Below are 16,534 nucleotides of genomic sequence, written 5' to 3' on the forward strand. Positions count from 1 at the left end.
CTCGGGCGTGCCCGAGTCGCCGGATCGCGGGACCGGAAGCCGCCGGACCATCCGCCGCAGCCGCGTGGCCGCCCGCGGTCGCCTAACCGCGCGCCAAGTGCCGCATGGTCAGCGCCAGGTGGAGCCGGAGTCGGCCTCGTGGTGTGCGGACCGGCCAGCCGAGGAGCGCCTCCGCGTGGGTCAGGCGGTCCTGGAGCGTGGAGTGGTGGACGTTGATCCCGGTGGCCGCCGCCCGCAGGCTCGCCGTCGACGCGACCGCGTGCAGCGTGGCGAGCATCCAGGGCGAGTCCGCCGCGGCCCGCTCCACGTCCCTTACGTCCGGCGGCGGTTCGGCCCCCGGCGCGATCAGCTCGGCGAGGAGGGCGATCCCGCCGAGGTCGTCGGCATACACCACCCGCTCCCCCAGATCCTGCGGGCTGCCCCCGGCGGTGAACCGCAAAGCGGTCCGCGCACCGTCCCAGGACCCGGGCAACCCGAGCACGGGCACGGCCGGTCCCACACCGACCCGCCCACCGGGCAGCTCGGCCTCGGTGGGCCTGCCGTCCCACCGATCACGTGATGCGCCATGCCCGGGCCCGCCGTCCCGCCGATCACCCGATGTGCCGTCGCCGGACCAGCCGTCCCGCCGATCACCCGATGTGCCGTCGTCGGGCCTGCCGTCCTGCCGTCCACGCGATGTGCCCTCGGCGAGCCTGCCGCCCCGGCGCCCCCGCGGTGCACCATCGGCCGGCCCGCCCTCCCGGCGTACCCGCAGGATCCGGGGCCGGCCTCCGAACGGGGCGACGGCGCGGGCGCGGCCGGCGGGGTCGTCGGGGTCGAGGCCGAGGCGTCGGGCGGCGTGCAGCCGGGCTCCCTCGGCGGCGGTGGGGTCGAGGACGGTCTCCACGAGCGCCGGGTCGTCGGCGGGGGAGAGGGGCGCACGGCCCCGGGTCCGGTCCAGCACCACCCGCAGGGCGCCCGCGGCCCGCTCCAGGATGACCGCGTCCACCACACTCGGCTCGGCGGCCCCGGCCCGCTCCAGCCACAGGGCGGGCACACCGTCCGGGACCAGCGCGGCGGACGGCCAGTCCGGGTCCGGCGGAAGGTCACTGTCCTGACGCCGCCCGTCGGGCTCCACCCGCACGTGGACGCGCCGCTCGACGTCGACCAGCCGCGCGGGACACCCGGCCAGCACGGCCGCCCCACGCACCAGCGCCTCCAGACCGGCCCGTGACTCGGCCAGTGTGTCGAAGTAGGCGATGACCCGGACGGCGGCACCGGCATCCGGATCCAGCGCGGTCAGCCGCCCCGCCAGCTCTTTCATACGACCCATGGTGCGGCATGGCGAGGCCGTTCACGGCGGCGGGTTCGTCGTCCGCGGGTGCGAGCAACCGCAGACGACCATCAGGGTCGCCCCGACTCACTCCCCGAGCAACCGCCGCAACCACCGCACATGCGCCTCCCGACAGTCCCGAGACACCGCAGCCTGCGGAGCGAACCCGTCGAACCCATGAAAGCCACCCGGCCACACATGAAGCTCGGCCACCCCACCCGCCTGCCAGAGCCGCGACGCATACGAGACCACCTCATCCCGGAACGTCTCGGCGGACCCGACGTCGAGGAACGCCGGAGGCAAGCCGCTCAGATCCTTCGCCCGCGCGGGCGCCGCGTACTCCGACACATCGGGCCAGCCCCGCAGCTCCCCCAGCAGCGCGGTCCACCCCGTCTCGTTGGCCGTCCGGTCCCAGACACCCCGCCCCGCCATCTGGTGGGCGGACGGTGTGTCGTTGCGATCGTCGAGCATCGGGCACAGCAGCACCTGCCCGATCGGCCGCGGCCCCTTCCGGTCCCGCGTGAGCAGCGCCAGCGCCGCGGTCAGCCCACCACCCGCACTGGCCCCGGCGATGACGATCCGCTCGGGGTCGCCCCCGAGCTCGTCCGCGTGCTCGGCCGTCCACAACAGACCCGCGTAGACGTCCTCGACCGGCGCCGGATGCGGATGCTCGGGCGCCAGCCGGTACTCCACGGACACCACGACCGCGCCCAGCTCCCGCGCCCAGGCCAGCGGAGCGTCCACCCCGACCCGGTTGTTGCCGACGACCATGCCGCCGCCGTGGACGTGGTAGATCACCGGCAGCGGACCCGGCGTCGCGGGGGCGGCGGGACGACAGATCAGCAACGAGATCTCCGGCTCGCCCTCGGGCCCCGGCACCAGCCGGTCCTCGACCTCGAAGAACCCGCCCATGGTGAGGTCGAGCTGCGCCAGCATCTCGATGCCCGGCCCCTGGCGCATGGCGGCTATGTCGTCCATGGTCAGCTGCTGCGGAAGCATGTCCTTGAGTGCCTCAAGAGCCGCCGCGAGCTCGGGATCGAAGGGGGGCGGGATCATGCTCATGGCTTCTCCTCGTGCGGGTGCCGCGCCCACGGTTCGACCGCGACGTGCGCCACCGGTCCGTACCGCGACGCGTGCCAACGGTTCGTACCGAGATGATGAGCGCGACGGCAAGGCGCGAGGAGGCCGTCGTACGGCGGTGGATGCCCGCCATACGGCGGGTGGGCCCGGCGGAAGCCGTACCCAGTCCGCGCGTGTGCCTCCGCGACCGTACGCCGCCCACCGGTAACCGCCCGCCCCTCACCCCGGCGCCGACACCGCATCCCCGCGCATCATCACGCAGTCGAACTCGACGACCCGCCCCGTCGCCGGCTCCCGGGTGACGGGATACATCCCGGTGATCCCGAACCCGCTCGCCTCGTACACGGCGAGCGCCTCGCCCATCGTCGGGCTGCCCTCGTACAGCCGCAGCGCCGCGACCTCGGACTGCAGTCCCAAGAAGTCCCCGACGCGCTCGCCGGCGCCCGCGAAGACCTCCAGGTCGTAGCCCTGGGTGTCCATCTTCAGATACGGCCGGGGGTCGGTGATGCCGTCGAGTGCCCGCTCCAACAGCCCGTCGAGGCGGCGTACCGCGATCCGTTCGGTGCGGGTGCGGGCGAAGCGCTGGTAGCGGTCGCGGCCGTAGTCGCTGGGCGGGAGGAGGGAGTTCATGGAGTTCCAGCCGGTGTGGATCTCGGCCTCGGTGTCCGCGCGGCCCAGCGCGATGTGGTGGACGAACCAGTCGGGGTCGCTCTCGGCGGCCCGCCGGAGCCGGGCGAAGGCGTCCGCGGTGGGCTCGAAGGAGACGATGCGCCCGGTGTAGCCGGAGCGGCGCAGTCGTCGGGCGTACTGGCCCGTGTTCGCACCCACATCGAACACACAGTTCACGCCATAGCTTTCGAGCATGGCGGCCACATGGTGTGCGCACAGGTACGAGGCCGCCGCCAGCTGCAGTCGCCGCTCGTCAGCCGCCGCGCGCCCGTCCACCAGCAGATGCGCCCCGCTGTCGCCGAGCCGGTCGGTCCGCCAGTCGCCGGACGGCCGTGAGGAGCCCCGGGAGCGCTGCCCGAGGACCAGCCACACGTCTTCGGCCAGGCGCGAGACGGCGTACCGGTCGCCCGACCTGACCAGCAGATCGGCCCCGGCCACCAGCGGAACCCTGGTGCGTCCGCCGCGCCGCGAGACCACGGCGGTGCCCGGTCCGAGATCGGTCACCCGCACCCCGATCCGGGGCAGGAACCCGAGCAGCCGTCTGTGAAGGGTCACCATCGACCCACCCTCGCAGATATGGCGCGAAATAGTTGCATGGTTGAACAGATTTCGAACACATTCGCCAAACTGCCCTGCCACAAAGATCGGTTGCCCGACCCCGAGCTCCCGCGTGGCCGGAAGTCCCCCGGCCTGAACGACCTTCACCGCTTCTGCAAGGATGCCGTCCTCATGGTGCAGATACCGAAAGAGCCCGCCCCGCCCTCGCCCCTGCAGCGATCCGTGCCCACGAGCGCCGATGTGGCACGACTCGCGGGTGTCTCCCGCGCGACGGTCAGCTATGTCCTCAACAACACCAGCGCCGTCCGCATCAGCGAGCCCACCCGCCGCCGGGTCCATGAGGCCGCCAAGGAACTCGGCTACGTGCCGCACGCGGCGGCCCGCAGCCTGCGCGCCGGACACAGCCGCCTGGTACTGATGCCCACCCCGAACGTGCCCATCGGCCCGCTCTACAGCCAGTTCATCAACGAAATCCAGTGGGCCCTCAGCCGTCTCGACTACACGGTGGTGCAGCACGGCGGCATCGGCCTGCGCGGCGACGACGCCGCCCGCGCCTGGGCCGAGCTGCGCCCGGTCGCGGTGATCGTGCCCGGCGTCGGTCTCGGCCCGCAGGGCGTGGCCGTCCTCAAGCGCTCCGGAGCCAAGGCCGTCCTCACCCTCACCCCGGAGCCCGTCGAGGGTGCCCACGCGCTGATCCTGGACCACGCGGGCGTCGGCTACAGCGCCGGCCGCCACCTGGTCGAGCGCGGCCGGCGCCGGATCGGCGTCGTCGTGCCCGAGGAGCTCGGTCTCGCGGTCTTCTCCCAGCCCCGGCTCGCCGGCGTACGACGCGCGGTGCAGGGCACCGAGGCGACGGTCACCGAACTGCCGCTCGCGTACGACGAGACGGCCGCGGCCCGGCTCGCGCGCGACTGGCGCTCGCTCGGCCTGGACGCCGTGTTCGCGTACAACGACGAATACGCGATGCTGGTGATGCGGGCCCTTCAGGACGAAGGCATCGACGTCCCCGGGGAGACGGCCGTGGTCGGTGCCGACGACCTGATGCTGGGCCGGCTGCTGCGCCCCCGCCTCAGCACCGTCCACCTGGAACTGCCGTCCGGACGTGACCTCGCGGAACTGGTCGACCGCGCGGTGCGCGACCCCGGCACGGTCCCCACGACCCACGACGTACTGGCCGCGCGGATCGTCCACCGCGAATCGAGCTGAACGAAGACGGCAGGGCAGGGCCCCCGCCTCGTCGCCGAACGCCTGGAGATCGAAGGCCTGGTGCACCACGGCATCGAGCCGCACCTCGACCGTGGACGGCACCGCCTCGACTTCCCGGTCCTCACCGGCGGCCGTACGGCCGCGACTTGCGCCCGGACGGAGATCGTGAGGGCCTCGTCGCCCACCACCTCCAGGTCCCGGGGGGCACCGACCGCGCCGAGTGGCCCGACGAGCTCATCCGGGACGAGTTCGCCGCCCGCCGCGCGCCCGACGCCGACTGGACCCTGGAGCGCGGGCCAACCCGGCGGTGTCGGAGGTGGCGCGTCCCGGCGTCGCGCGCGTTCATCGAACTGCACGGCGGGGGATCGGCACAACTCCTCGATCCTTCCCCGGAGTTGTACCTCGACAGGGTCTGGCGGGCGACCCGCTTCTCCTACGACATGACCAGGATGCCGCACACCCGGCCGGACGGCGGCACCTTCGGCCGGCGCCTCCAACTCGCCCGGCTGCGCCGGATCACGGCGTCCCGGCCGGCGGCCGCCGAACCGGCGGGACCGCCGCTCACCTGGTGAACCCGCGGCTCACTGACCGCTCTGCTCGACCTGCGCCTGCTGCTCGGCGACCGCCTTGCGGACCTCCTCCATGTCCAGCTTGCGGGCCTGCCCGATGACATCGGTCAGCGCGGCCTCGGGCAGCGCGCCCGGCTGCGCGAACACGGCGACCTGGTCCCGGACGATCATCAGCGTCGGGATCGACTGGATACCGAAGGCCGAGGCCAGTTCCGGCTGCGCCTCGGTGTCGACCTTGCCGAACACCAGATCCGGGTTCTCCTCGGCGGCCTTCTCGTAGACCGGGGCGAACTGCCGGCACGGCCCGCACCAGGACGCCCAGAAGTCGATCAGGACGAACTCGTTGTCGGTGACCGTCTGGTCGAAGTTCTCCTTGGTGAGCTCCACGGTGCTGCTCATGGCGTGCATCCCTCTTCCTGATATCGGTGCTCGGGCGAGCCGCTGTCGACAACGCCACCCCGCGACGGCGTATTCCGCGCGCGTACCCGTGTGGCCACGGCGCACACCAACAACCAGACTGACCCCATGACGGATACGGAAAACACCGAAGACGCAGGCGAAGCGGCGACCGCCGAGTACGACGTCGTGGTGCTCGGGGCCGGACCCGTGGGGGAGAACGTCGCCGACCGCACCCGCGCCGCGGGTCTGTCCACCGCGGTCGTGGAGAGCGAACTGGTCGGCGGCGAGTGCTCGTACTGGGCGTGCATGCCCAGCAAGGCCCTGCTGCGCCCCGCGCTCGCCCGCGCCGACGCCCGCCGCGTACCCGGCCTGCGCCACCTGGCCGAGGGCCCGCTGGACGCCGCCGAGGTTCTCGCCCACCGCGACTACGAGACCGCCCACTGGAAGGACGACGGCCAGATCGGCTGGCTGGAGAGCATCGGGGCGACCCTGTACCGCGGCCACGGGCGGCTGGCCGGGCCCCGCCGGGTGGTCGTGGACGGCCCCGACGGCGAGCGCCACGTCCTCGCCGCCCGGCACGCGGTGGTGGTCTCCACCGGCAGCCGGGCCCTCCTCCCCGACCTGCCGGGGCTCGCCCAGGTCAGGCCCTGGACCAGCCGCGAGGCGACCAGCGCGCAGGCGGTCCCCGGCCGGCTGATGGTCGTGGGCGGCGGTGTCGTCGCCGTGGAGATGGCCACCGCCTGGCGGGCCCTCGGCTCCGAGGTCACCGTCCTCGTCCGCGGCAAGGGCCTGCTGCCCCGCATGGAGCCCTTCGCGGGCGAACTGGTCGCCGAGGCGCTCACGGAGGCGGGCGCGGACGTCCGCACCGGCACGTCGGTGACGGCGGTGTCCCGCGAGAACGGGACCGTGGTGGCCCTCACCGACACCGGCGACCGCCTGGAAGCCGACGAGATCCTCTTCGCCACCGGCCGCGCCCCGCGCACCGACGACATCGGCCTCGACACGGTCGGCCTGGAACCCGGCTCGTGGCTGCCCGTCGACGACAGCCTCCGGGTGACGGGCAGCGAATGGCTCTACGCGGTCGGCGACGCCAACCACCGGGCGCTGCTGACCCACCAGGGCAAGTACCAGGCCCGGATCGCGGGCGCCGCCATCGCCGCCCGCGCGGCCGGTGTCCCGCTCCTGGAGAGCGACCCCTGGGGCGCCCACGCGGCCACCGCCGACCACGCCGCCGTCCCGCAGGTCGTCTTCACCGACCCCGAGGCCGCCGCCGTCGGCCTCTCCCTCGCCGAGGCGGAACAGGCCGGCCACCACGTCCGCGCGGTCGACGTCGAGTTGTCGTCCGTCGCGGGCGCGGGCCTGTACGCCGACGGCTACCGGGGCCGCGCCCGCATGATCGTCGACCTCGACCGCGAGATCCTCCGCGGCGTCACCTTCGTCGGCCCCGCCGTCGGCGAACTCATCCACTCCGCGACGATCGCCGTCGTCGGCGAGGTCCCGATCGACCGCCTCTGGCACGCGGTGCCCTCGTACCCGACGATCAGCGAGGTGTGGCTGCGGCTGCTGGAGGCGTACCGGGGCTGAACCGGCCGAGCCGGGCGCTCAGTCGGGCAGGAGGAAGCCCAGTTCCCGGGCGGCGTTGGCCGGCGTGGGGTCGTTCCAGCGGTCGGCCATCGCCTGGTTCGAGGAGAGGGAGCGCAGCTCGGCGTGGTCGAGGTAGAGCGTTCCGTCGAGGTGGTCCGTCTCGTGCTGGACGATTCGGGCGGGCCACCCCTGGAACTCCTCGTCCACCGCCCGCCCGTGCTCGTCGAGCGCCCGTAGCCGCACCTTGGCGTGCCGGGCCACCACGGCCTGCCAGCCCGGCACGCTCAGACAGCCCTCGAAGAACGCGTCACGGAAGGAGCCGACGGCCTCGTACGCCGGGTTGACCAGGACGCGGAACGGCTGGGGGACCCGGCCCCGGGCCAGCCGTACCTCCTCCGGGACCGGCGCCGGGTCCTCGATCACCGCGATGCGCAGGGACACCCCGACCTGGGGTGCGGCGAGGCCGACGCCGGGTGCCGCGTGCATGGTGGCGCGCAGGGCGGCGACGAAGCGGGCCAGCAGGCCCGGGTCCAACTGGCCGTCGAAGGGCTCTGCGGTGCGGCGCAGCACCGGATCGCCCGCGGCGACGATCGGCAGCGGGCCCTCGTGGGCGAGGAGTTCCTCGACCCGGTCGCTCAGGGGGCGGGACTCGATGCGATCACGTTCGGAAGCCATCGCGCCAGGATGCCAAGCGCGAAGACGCGATGCGAGGCGGCTCTCGCGAAGGCGTGTGCACGCGGCAACGCGCCACCGGGCCTCGACTGTGACCCGCATCACACATTTCCTCGGGAACTCGAGGCCCGTACGTTCCGACTACTGAACCGCCACGACGTCCCCGCGATCCCGGAGTAGCCCGCCGATGACCACCGCTCCCTCGACCGAGACGGACGAGCCCCAGAAACCCGTCGTCAAGCCCGACGCCACCACGAGGGGCTGGGCCCCGCTCAGGCCCCTCGTCCTGCGGCTGCACTTCTACGCGGGCGTCCTGGTCGCCCCGTTCCTGCTGGTCGCGGCCCTGACGGGCGGGCTGTACGCCGCCTCGTTCTCCCTCGAGGAGCTCGTCTACGCGGACCGGACGACCGTCGCGAAGGTGGGCGACGAGAAGCTGCCGATCTCCGAGCAGGTGGCCGCCGCCCGCAAGGCGCACCCCGAGGGCGCCATCTCCGCCGTACGCCCCTCGCCGGAGGACGACGCGACGACCCGCGTGATGCTGTCGGGCGTCGAGGGCATCGACGAGACCAACACGCTCGCGGTGTTCGTCGACCCCTACACGGCGGAGGTGCGCGGCGCGCTGGAGCAGTACGGCTCGACGGGCGCGCTGCCGGTGCGGACCTGGATCGACAAGTTCCACGCCAACCTCCAACTCGGCGAGACCGGCCGCCTCTACAGCGAACTCGCCGCCAGCTGGCTGTGGGTCATCTCGGGCGGCGGCCTCGTGCTCTGGTTCGCCCGCCGCCGCGCCCGGCGCAAGGTGCGCGGCACCAGTGGCCGCCGCCGCACCCTGGGCCTGCACGGCACGGTCGGCGTCTGGGCCGCGGCCGGCTTCTTCTTCCTCTCGGCGACGGGTCTGACCTGGTCGACGTACGCGGGCGCCAACATCGAGGTCCTGCGCACCGAACTCCACCAGGCGACCCCGGCCGTCTCGGCCGCGGCGGGCGACCACGGGGGCCATGACGCCGGCTCGGCGGACGGCGGGGCCGCCGCGGAGGGCGACCTGGGCAAGATCCTCGCCGCCGCGCGCGCCGAGGGCCTCGGTGACCCCGTGGAGATCGTGCCGCCCGCCGACGCGTCCTCCACGTACGTCGTACGGCAGGTCCAGCGCAGCTGGCCCACCAAGCAGGACGCGGTGGCCGTGGACCCGGCGACCGCGGAGGTCACCGACACGCTCCGCTTCGCCGACTTCCCGATCCTCGCCAAGCTGTCCCGCTGGGGCATCGACGCCCACACCGGCGTCCTGTTCGGCCTGGCCAACCAGCTGCTCCTGATGGCCCTCGCGCTCTCCCTGGTCATGCTGATCCTCTGGGGCTACCGCATGTGGTGGCAGCGCGGCCGCGCCTCGTCCTTCGGCCGTCCGATCCCGCGCGGCGCCTGGCAACAGGTGCCGCCGCACCTCCTGGTCCCCGCCCTCGCCGTCATCGCCGTCCTCGGCTACTTCGTTCCGCTTCTCGGCATCCCCCTCGCCGTCTTCCTCGTGGTGGACGTCGCCCTGGGCGAGATCGCGTACCGGCGCGGCCGACGGTCGTACGGCGGCCGGGCGGAGGCCGAGTCGGACGCGTAGACGGGGCGGCGGCAGCGGGAGGCGGTACGGACGAGGGTGGGGCGGGTCCCGATCGGGACCCGCCCCACCCTCGTGTGCTGTGCCGTGACGATCTACCGCGCGGGACTCACGGCCGATCGAAGTCACCCGCGAGCGCCGAGGCGATCCGCAGGTGGGACTCCGCCTCGTCGTGCCGGGCCTGCCGCTGGAGCGTGCGGCCCAGCATCAGCCGGGCGTAGTGCTCCACCGGGTCCCGCTCCACGAGGACGCGCAACTCCGCCTCGGCGCGGCGCAGTTGGGCCGAGTGGTAATAGGCGCGGGCCAGCAGCAGCCGCGGGCCGGTCTGCTCCGGCACCTCCTCGACCAGCGGGCCGAGAACACGCGCGGCGGCGGTGTAGTCCTTGGCGTCGAAGAACATCCCCGCGCGCTCCCAGCGCTCGGCGGGGGTTCCCTGGTCGTAGTACGTCGTGTCCACTGATGACCTCCTTCGACGCTCACAACCCCGCCCAGTCGTTGAATATTCCACTACTTCCTGGCGGCCAGCTCCGCGTTGGCGCGCTCGACGACGAGGTCCAGTACGCGGCCGGCGGCCGCCAGATCCTCGGTGGGGATGCCGGCGTAGATCCGGGCGGAGATGGGCGCGGTCTCGGCGGCGGACCTGGTGTGCAACTCCCGTCCGGCATCCGTGATTCCGAGCCGCGACGGCTGCGCCGGGTCCGTCTCCAGCAACGTCGCGGAGACCAACTCCTCGACGACGGCCCGTATGTCGGCTTCCTCCACCTTGAGGGAGTCGACGACCTGGCCCACGAGCCGGTCACGGTCGACGGGTTCGTCGGCGACCGCGACGAGCCGGAGGGTCACCGACTGCTGGAACGTCAAGCCGTAGCCGGCCAGCACGCTCTCCAGGACCGCGCGGCCGGCGTAGTGGGCGAGGCCGATGACGCGGCCGTTGACGGTGGGGGCGGTGGTGGTCATGACTGTTCCTTCTCATGCTCGGTGGAGGGGGTGAGCGGTACGTCGAGCAGGGTGGTCAGATCGCGGGTGAACTCCCGGGTGCGGGCGCCGTCGAGGCCGCCGAGCGGCTCCAGCAGCTGTTGCAGCAGCCTCTGGACGACCTCGATCGCGCGCCGGGCCACATCGCGCCCCTGCTCGGTGAGCGCCAGCTGCACGGCACGGGGGTCGCGGGCGTCCCGGGTGCGTTCGAGCAGCCCGGCGGTCTCCAGTGCGCGGGCCAGCTTCGAGACGTAGAGGGCCTCCAGGCCGGTGTGGTCCGCGAGTTGCCGCTGACTCGGCCGCCGTCCGGCCCGGTGCATGCCGTACAGCGACGCCACCAGCGAGTACTGCGCATGGGTCAGCCCCAGCGGCGCGACCGCGCGGTCGACGGCGACCCGCCACTTCATGGACAGACGCCAGACGAGGAAACCGGGCGTCGCGCCCTCGAAAGTCGAACTCATGCGGATACCGTACATGGCTACTATAGCCATGGCTACTATTTCATCGGGCGCCACGACGGGCCCGGCAGCTCGCCTCCGCTTAACCTGAAGCCGTGGCCAGCGTGAACAACGTCGCACCGCACCGGGTACGTCTCGCGCTCCTGGGCGGTTTCTCCCTGGCGGTCGGCGACAGGACGGTGACCCTGCCGCCGGCCTCGGAGCGTCTGCTGGCCTTCGTGGCGGTCTCCTGCAGGGGCGCCGTGCCCCGTGCTCTGGTCGCCGGCAGCCTCTGGCCCGAGGCACCCGAGCGCTGCGCCCACGCCAACCTCCGCTCCACCCTCGCCCGCCTGGGCGGTGTCGGACGTACGGCCCTCGACATCACTTCCTCCGCCTTACGGCTGGACCCGCGAGTGAGCGTCGACTTCCACGGCGCCCGCGCGCTGGCGACGATCGTCCTCGATCCCCGGGGCGCCGAACCCCGTCGGCCGGGGTTCGGCGCGAGCGCCGTGCTCGACCTCTCCGCGGATCTGCTGCCGGGCTGGTACGAGGACTGGGTGCTGCAGGAGGCCGAGGCCTGGCGGCAGTTGCGTACGTACGCCCTGGAGAAGCTGGCGGGCGACTTCCTCGTGGCACGGCGGCATCCGGAGGCCGTCATCGCCGCCCACGCTGCCGTACGGGCCGATCCCCTGCGCGAGAGCAGCCGTCTCACACTGATCCGGGCCCATCTGGCGGAGGGCAACGCGTCCCAGGCGCGTCGGGAGTACGAACGGTACGCGCGACGGCTCCGTGCGGAGACGGGGGTGGGCCCGCCGGACCGGTTACGGAGGCTGATGGCGGGGGACGGGTGACGTCGGCGCGGTGCGCGGTCAGTTGGCGTACAGGAAGAGCTGCGGGGACCAGCCTGTGCAGGGACGGGCTCCCTGGGCGTCGTCGATCGAACTGGCGCAGGCCCTGACCTTGAAGTTCCAGGAGCCGTGGGCGGGTCCTTCGATCGTCGAGACCCTGCGCTCCCCCATGGGCAGCTGCCAGGTCCGCCAGCCGTGCCGTGCCTCATTCGTGTACCGGACCTCGTAGTACGAGTAACCGGGGCGGGAATAGCCGCCGTAATACAGCTTGAGCGTGTCGGTGCAGCCGTCGAAGCGGGCGCCGACGTACGGGGTGTTGCGCCACTGGTACCGGGAGGGGGTGCCACCCATGTTGGTGCCGCCGTCGGGCGGATATCCGTCACGGTGCGTGCACAGCCCCTGCGGGGCGGCGGCCGGGGACTGCGCCTGGGCCACGCCGGGGGCCAGAGCGAGGCAGGACCCGAGCAGAATCGCTGTGCCGAGGGTGGCCAGCGAGCGCCGCCGGTTTCTGACATTCATGGTCGCTCCCTTCGTCTCGGCCGAATCCGGTCACGGCCGAGTGGCGTCACCGGCCGAGTGTCGCGCCGTGTCCGTGACGGCGGCGTGACGAGCTTCGCCGGAGCGCTCCGCGCGACCGGGGCGGGGAGTTGGTCTGCCGGTGGCGCCGTACGAGGACTAGGTTGAGCGGCATGAGCAATCTTGACCGTCAGCCGGTGCCGAGTGCGTGCGGCGGCCGGGGATTCGTCGTCGCCGAACCCGTCCGGGAACTGCTGAGCCCTCGCCGGGTGCAGCTCGGCGAGTCCACCGAGGTCCGGCGCCTGCTGCCCAACCTGGGCCGCCGCATGGTGGGGGCGTGGGCCTTTGTCGATCACTACGGCCCCGACGACATCGCCGACGAGCCCGGCATGCAGGTCCCGCCGCACCCGCACATGGGCCTGCAGACCGTCAGCTGGCTGCACGAGGGCGAGGTCCTGCACCGCGACTCCACGGGGAGCCTCCAGACGATCCGTCCCCGCGAGCTGGGCCTGATGACCTCCGGCCGGGCCATCAGCCACTCCGAGGAGAGCCCGAAGCCGCACGCCCGCTTCCTGCACGGCGCGCAGCTGTGGGTGGCCCTGCCGGACAGTCACCGGCACACCGACCCGCGCTTCGAGCACCACGCCGAACTGCCTGTCATCACGGCGGCCGGCCTGAGCGCCACGCTGATCCTCGGCTCCCTGGACGGCGCGACCTCGCCCGGCACGACCTTCACGCCGATCGTCGGCGCCGACCTCACCCTGACGCGCGGCGCCGACCTGCGCCTCCCCCTCGAACCCGACTTCGAGTACGCCGTCCTCTCCATGTCCGGCGAGGCCCACGTCGACGGCGTCCCCGTCCTCCCCGGCTCCATGCTCTACCTCGGCTGCGGCCGCACCGAACTCCCCCTCCGCGCCGACTCGGACGCCTCCCTCATGCTCCTCGGCGGCGAACCCTTCGAGGAGGAGCTGATCATGTTCTGGAACTGGATCGGGCGATCTCAGGAAGAGATCGTACAGGCGCGTCGGGACTGGGTGGAAGGGTCGCGGTTCGGGGAGGTGAAGGGGTACGACGGGGATCCGCTGCCGGCCCCCGAGCTGCCGCCGACGCCTCTGAAGCCACGAGGAAGGGCTCGCTGACCTGCGAAAATGGCTGATTGGTCGGTGACGGGTGGGTGACTCGCCGCCGCGCGTTGTCTTCCGCAGTTCCATCGTGTGCGGGAGGGTGGCTGGGCGCGTTGCAAGCCCGATGAGGAATGCTGCGCCATTCCACGGCGTTTCCGTCTTTGGGTGGCTGTGGCAGGACGCTTGCTAACCCTTTGCTAACTCTACTGACGAGTCATCAGGTGTCAGTAGGGGTTGGTGTCCTGCCTTTGCGGCGGCAGGGCGGTCGCTGCAGGCTGGGTGGCCACTGGACGGATTCCGACTTGGCGAGTGACCGAGTAACACGCCGGTACCCGGGAGTTGGTGCTCAGCCTGTCGTCTTGTGGAAGTTCCACAAGGTGTGGGTAGCCGTAGCGGGAGCGGCCTTGATGCTGCTTCCTGAAGGGAATGCCGTGGCGGAATGATCCCAGCAGGTTCTTCGTCTGCTGGTACAGGGCTCGCACGTCGTTGACCAGTAGAAACGAGGCTGGTTGGAATGTGTGACGGGCCGTCGGCCCGCGTCTGGTCCGGATCTTGGTTTCGGAAGCTCTGGTCCAGAGCGTGCCCCGAAATGCAACGGAATCAGTCTGCTGACGCAGGCTGTCAGCCTGGTTGACAACCGAGGAACATCCTCGTAAGGGAGAGCAGCGGACTCATAATCCGTCGGCCGTGGGTTCGAGTCCCACCCGCCCCACTTGCGCAGGTCTCTGACCTGCGGAAACGTTCATTTTCGGGTGTCGGAGCGTCAACTTCGCCTGAACGGACTGAATCCGCTGCTCGTGGGTTTGGGGTCCGGCGACGCTCTGGGGGGTTCCAAGCCCTCTGACCTGCGGCGGAGTGGGTGATCGAAGTTTCCGCTCGCTGTCTTGGCGACTGCCCTGAGGATCGATGCCAAGACCCAGGGGCCGTACAGGGGCCGGTGCGGCACGGCCGTGTCCAGGCGACGGTGTCTCCGGGCCGACAGTGCACCTGATGGTCAGTGATGGCGGGTACCTGCTGAGAGAGCGTCTGGCGATGGCCGACGGGGGGGCAAGGAAACGGCCCGAAAAGGAAACGGCCCGGAACTCAGGTGTAGCGGCGGCCTCTGAGAGGCCCTCGACCTTTCGTGCACCAATGCGAAGGCGGGTGGTGGTAGCCGCCTCAGCGTGGATCGGCATCCGCGCCACATGTCGGCTTTGCCTCAGGTGTGTCCTGCAGGGAGGTGGTCGGGGCCGGGCACTTGCTGCGTGCCCGGCCCCGATGCCTCAAGCGGGTGTGTCTGTCAGGTGTAGTAGCCGCTGGAGTCGATGACGAGGTCGGTGGTGCCGGAGCTGTCGTTGTAGAGGGTGATGGATCCGCACCGGACCACGCCTGGAGGAACGGGTGACCGCTCTGCTCGCGAAACTCCACGAGAGGGAGCCGAAGCTGATCGCCCACGACGGAACAGAGGTTCGCCAGGCCGGACGGGCACCTGGTGTGCCGTCATGGCCGGAGGTCCGCGCCGCGGCATATGACCGGGGCGGCAGGGTGCGGGTCGTACGCCGGTCAGACCGATGAGGCTGTTCTGCATCACGGAGAAGACGACAACGGTGTGGGCCGCCCGGGATTTCCGGACGGCCCACACTTGTCGAGTACTGCCGGGGCGGGTCCGCGTGGTTGCTCAGCGGGTCGGTGCTTCGACGCCCGTCATTGCGAGGGCAGCCGGCGGGAGGCGGTCACCGTGGATGGTGATGCGTGCGACGGCGGCGGTCAGCTCCTGGAGTTCGGCTGGGCTGAACTGGACCTCTTCCGCGCCGATGTTCTCAAGGAGGTGGGACAGCCTGGTGGTGCTGGGTATCGGCACGATCCAGGGCTTCTGGGCCAGCAGCCAGGCGAGGTCGATCTGGGCAGGTGTGGCGCCCTTGCGTACGGCCCAGTCCTGGAGGAGCTGTACCAGTGGCATGTTGGCGGCCAGGTTGTCCTGGCTGTTGCGGGGGAACACGGTCCGGCGGTCATCCTCTGTGAACCGGAAGTACGGACTCATCGTTCCGGTCGTGAAGCCCATGCCCAGAGGCGCCCAGCAGACGAAGCCGATCCCGAGTTCCTCACAGAGCGGCAGGACCTTGTCCTCCGGTCCGCGCCAGAGCATGGAGTACTCGTTCTGGATCGCGGTGAGTGGCTGGACGGCGTGGGCCCGGCGGATGGTCTGAAGGCCCGGCTCGGAGAGGCCCCAGTGCAGCACCTTGCCCTGGGCCATGAGGTCCTTCACCGTGTCCGCGACGTCCTCGATCGGGACGGTGGGATCGACGCGGTGCTGGTAGAGCAGGTCGATGTGGTCCGTCCGGAGGCGCTTGAGCATGCCGTCAACGGCTCGGCGGATGTGGTCCGGGCGGCTGTTCAGGCCGTTGCGGGCGCCCGTGACCGGGTCGATGTCCCAGCCGAACTTGGACGCGATCACCACGTCGTCGCGGACGGGCCGGAGGGCGTCCCCGACGATCCGTTCCGACTCGAAGGGCCCGTACGCCTCGGCCGTGTCGAAGAACGTCACCCCCTGGTCAACGGCTGTGCGGATGAGGGTGACCATGTCCTTGCGGCTGGTGACGGGGCCGTAGAGGTTGCCCGGCATGGTCTGGGTGCCGAGGCCGATGCTCGAAACCTTCAAGGACCCGAGCCTGCGGTGACCGGTCTGCGTGATCGCCGCGGTCACCTGGTTGCGACGGCGTGTGGGGGCCCAGGTGCTGTTGCCCGGCGGTGCCGCGTGTGCCTGGGCTGGTGCGGCTCCCGTGACGGCCATCAGCGAGGTCGCTGCGAGTGCGGCCGCGCCCAGGAAGCCGCGACGGCCGCGCTCTGTCGGATTGCTGTTCGGCGTGCTGTCCTGTTCGCGCATGGGTTACGTCCTTCGTGGTCGTCTGTGGAGAGCACCCTCGGCGTGTCACCGTGGGCGACGAAGAAGCGGACATCGCTGCCCTGTTGGTTGCGTCCGGGTTGTACGGCATTGCGATGCGG

16 protein-coding genes are annotated in these 16,534 nt (G+C 71.7%); 6 read left to right on the forward strand and 10 right to left on the reverse strand.

Annotated elements, in window-relative coordinates; translation table 11 throughout:
- Positions 1–82 precede the first annotated feature (82 nt).
- From JIX55_RS43295 to JIX55_RS43305, 3 genes are all read right to left on the reverse strand, one after another.
- A complete protein-coding gene (locus JIX55_RS43295; RefSeq protein ID WP_257568678.1) occupies positions 83–1,303 on the reverse strand; it encodes a helix-turn-helix domain-containing protein in 1,221 nt (406 codons plus the stop codon).
- Positions 1,304–1,399: 96 nt separating this feature from the next.
- Complete coding sequence (locus JIX55_RS43300; protein WP_257568679.1) at positions 1,400–2,374, reverse strand: alpha/beta hydrolase; 975 nt, start codon at positions 2,372–2,374, stop codon at positions 1,400–1,402.
- A gap of 237 nt (positions 2,375–2,611) precedes the next feature.
- The gene (locus tag JIX55_RS43305; protein WP_257568680.1) at positions 2,612–3,619 is read right to left on the reverse strand and encodes an FkbM family methyltransferase; all 1,008 of its coding nucleotides are present in this window, start codon (positions 3,617–3,619) and stop codon (positions 2,612–2,614) included.
- Between the two features lie 171 nt (positions 3,620–3,790).
- Between JIX55_RS43305 and JIX55_RS43310 the strand changes: the two genes are divergently transcribed.
- Both JIX55_RS43310 and JIX55_RS43315 read left to right on the forward strand, forming a co-directional pair.
- A complete protein-coding gene (locus JIX55_RS43310) occupies positions 3,791–4,825 on the forward strand; it encodes a LacI family DNA-binding transcriptional regulator (protein ID WP_257568681.1) in 1,035 nt (344 codons plus the stop codon).
- A 146-nt stretch (positions 4,826–4,971) separates the two neighbouring features.
- Complete coding sequence (locus JIX55_RS43315) at positions 4,972–5,397, forward strand: hypothetical protein (protein ID WP_306820094.1); 426 nt, start codon at positions 4,972–4,974, stop codon at positions 5,395–5,397.
- A gap of 9 nt (positions 5,398–5,406) precedes the next feature.
- Here JIX55_RS43315 and trxA read toward each other — a convergent pair whose 3' ends face one another.
- Positions 5,407–5,793 (reverse strand): thioredoxin, encoded by a 387-nt coding sequence (gene trxA / locus JIX55_RS43320; protein WP_257568682.1) that lies wholly within the window; start codon positions 5,791–5,793, stop codon positions 5,407–5,409.
- A gap of 126 nt (positions 5,794–5,919) precedes the next feature.
- Here trxA and JIX55_RS43325 point away from each other — a divergent pair, with 126 nt between their 5' ends.
- A complete protein-coding gene (locus JIX55_RS43325; RefSeq protein ID WP_257568683.1) occupies positions 5,920–7,377 on the forward strand; it encodes a dihydrolipoyl dehydrogenase family protein in 1,458 nt (485 codons plus the stop codon).
- Positions 7,378–7,395: 18 nt separating this feature from the next.
- Here the strand turns inward: JIX55_RS43325 and JIX55_RS43330 are convergent, their stop codons facing one another.
- The gene (locus JIX55_RS43330) at positions 7,396–8,052 is read right to left on the reverse strand and encodes a peptide deformylase (RefSeq protein ID WP_257568684.1); all 657 of its coding nucleotides are present in this window, start codon (positions 8,050–8,052) and stop codon (positions 7,396–7,398) included.
- 184 nt (positions 8,053–8,236) lie between these two features.
- Between JIX55_RS43330 and JIX55_RS43335 the strand changes: the two genes are divergently transcribed.
- The gene (locus JIX55_RS43335) at positions 8,237–9,655 is read left to right on the forward strand and encodes a PepSY-associated TM helix domain-containing protein (protein ID WP_257568685.1); all 1,419 of its coding nucleotides are present in this window, start codon (positions 8,237–8,239) and stop codon (positions 9,653–9,655) included.
- A gap of 106 nt (positions 9,656–9,761) precedes the next feature.
- Here JIX55_RS43335 and JIX55_RS43340 read toward each other — a convergent pair whose 3' ends face one another.
- From JIX55_RS43340 to JIX55_RS43350, 3 genes are read right to left on the reverse strand one after another with little or no spacing between them, the layout of a single operon-like run.
- Entirely contained in the window at positions 9,762–10,109 is a 348-nt protein-coding gene (locus tag JIX55_RS43340; protein WP_257568686.1) for a tetratricopeptide repeat protein, read from the reverse strand.
- 50 nt (positions 10,110–10,159) lie between these two features.
- Positions 10,160–10,609 (reverse strand): MarR family transcriptional regulator, encoded by a 450-nt coding sequence (locus JIX55_RS43345; RefSeq protein WP_257568687.1) that lies wholly within the window; start codon positions 10,607–10,609, stop codon positions 10,160–10,162.
- Positions 10,606–11,088: a MarR family winged helix-turn-helix transcriptional regulator gene (locus tag JIX55_RS43350; protein WP_257568688.1), complete on the reverse strand. Its 483-nt coding sequence runs from the start codon at positions 11,086–11,088 to the stop codon at positions 10,606–10,608. Before JIX55_RS43350 ends, JIX55_RS43345 begins: the two co-directional genes overlap by 4 nt.
- 92 nt (positions 11,089–11,180) lie before the next feature.
- Here JIX55_RS43350 and JIX55_RS43355 point away from each other — a divergent pair, with 92 nt between their 5' ends.
- Positions 11,181–11,915 carry an AfsR/SARP family transcriptional regulator gene (locus JIX55_RS43355; RefSeq protein WP_257568689.1) on the forward strand — a complete coding sequence of 245 codons (735 nt, stop codon included), beginning with the start codon at positions 11,181–11,183 and terminating at the stop codon, positions 11,913–11,915.
- 18 nt (positions 11,916–11,933) lie between these two features.
- Here JIX55_RS43355 and JIX55_RS43360 read toward each other — a convergent pair whose 3' ends face one another.
- Positions 11,934–12,431 (reverse strand): hypothetical protein, encoded by a 498-nt coding sequence (locus JIX55_RS43360; RefSeq protein ID WP_257568690.1) that lies wholly within the window; start codon positions 12,429–12,431, stop codon positions 11,934–11,936.
- A gap of 170 nt (positions 12,432–12,601) precedes the next feature.
- Here JIX55_RS43360 and JIX55_RS43365 point away from each other — a divergent pair, with 170 nt between their 5' ends.
- Positions 12,602–13,567 carry a pirin family protein gene (locus JIX55_RS43365; protein WP_257568691.1) on the forward strand — a complete coding sequence of 322 codons (966 nt, stop codon included), beginning with the start codon at positions 12,602–12,604 and terminating at the stop codon, positions 13,565–13,567.
- A gap of 1,642 nt (positions 13,568–15,209) precedes the next feature.
- Here the strand turns inward: JIX55_RS43365 and JIX55_RS43370 are convergent.
- Complete coding sequence (locus JIX55_RS43370) at positions 15,210–16,415, reverse strand: aldo/keto reductase (RefSeq protein WP_257568692.1); 1,206 nt, start codon at positions 16,413–16,415, stop codon at positions 15,210–15,212.
- Between the last annotated feature and the right edge of the window lie 119 nt (positions 16,416–16,534).

Source organism: Streptomyces sp. DSM 40750 (assembly GCF_024612035.1).
Classification (GTDB): domain Bacteria; phylum Actinomycetota; class Actinomycetes; order Streptomycetales; family Streptomycetaceae; genus Streptomyces.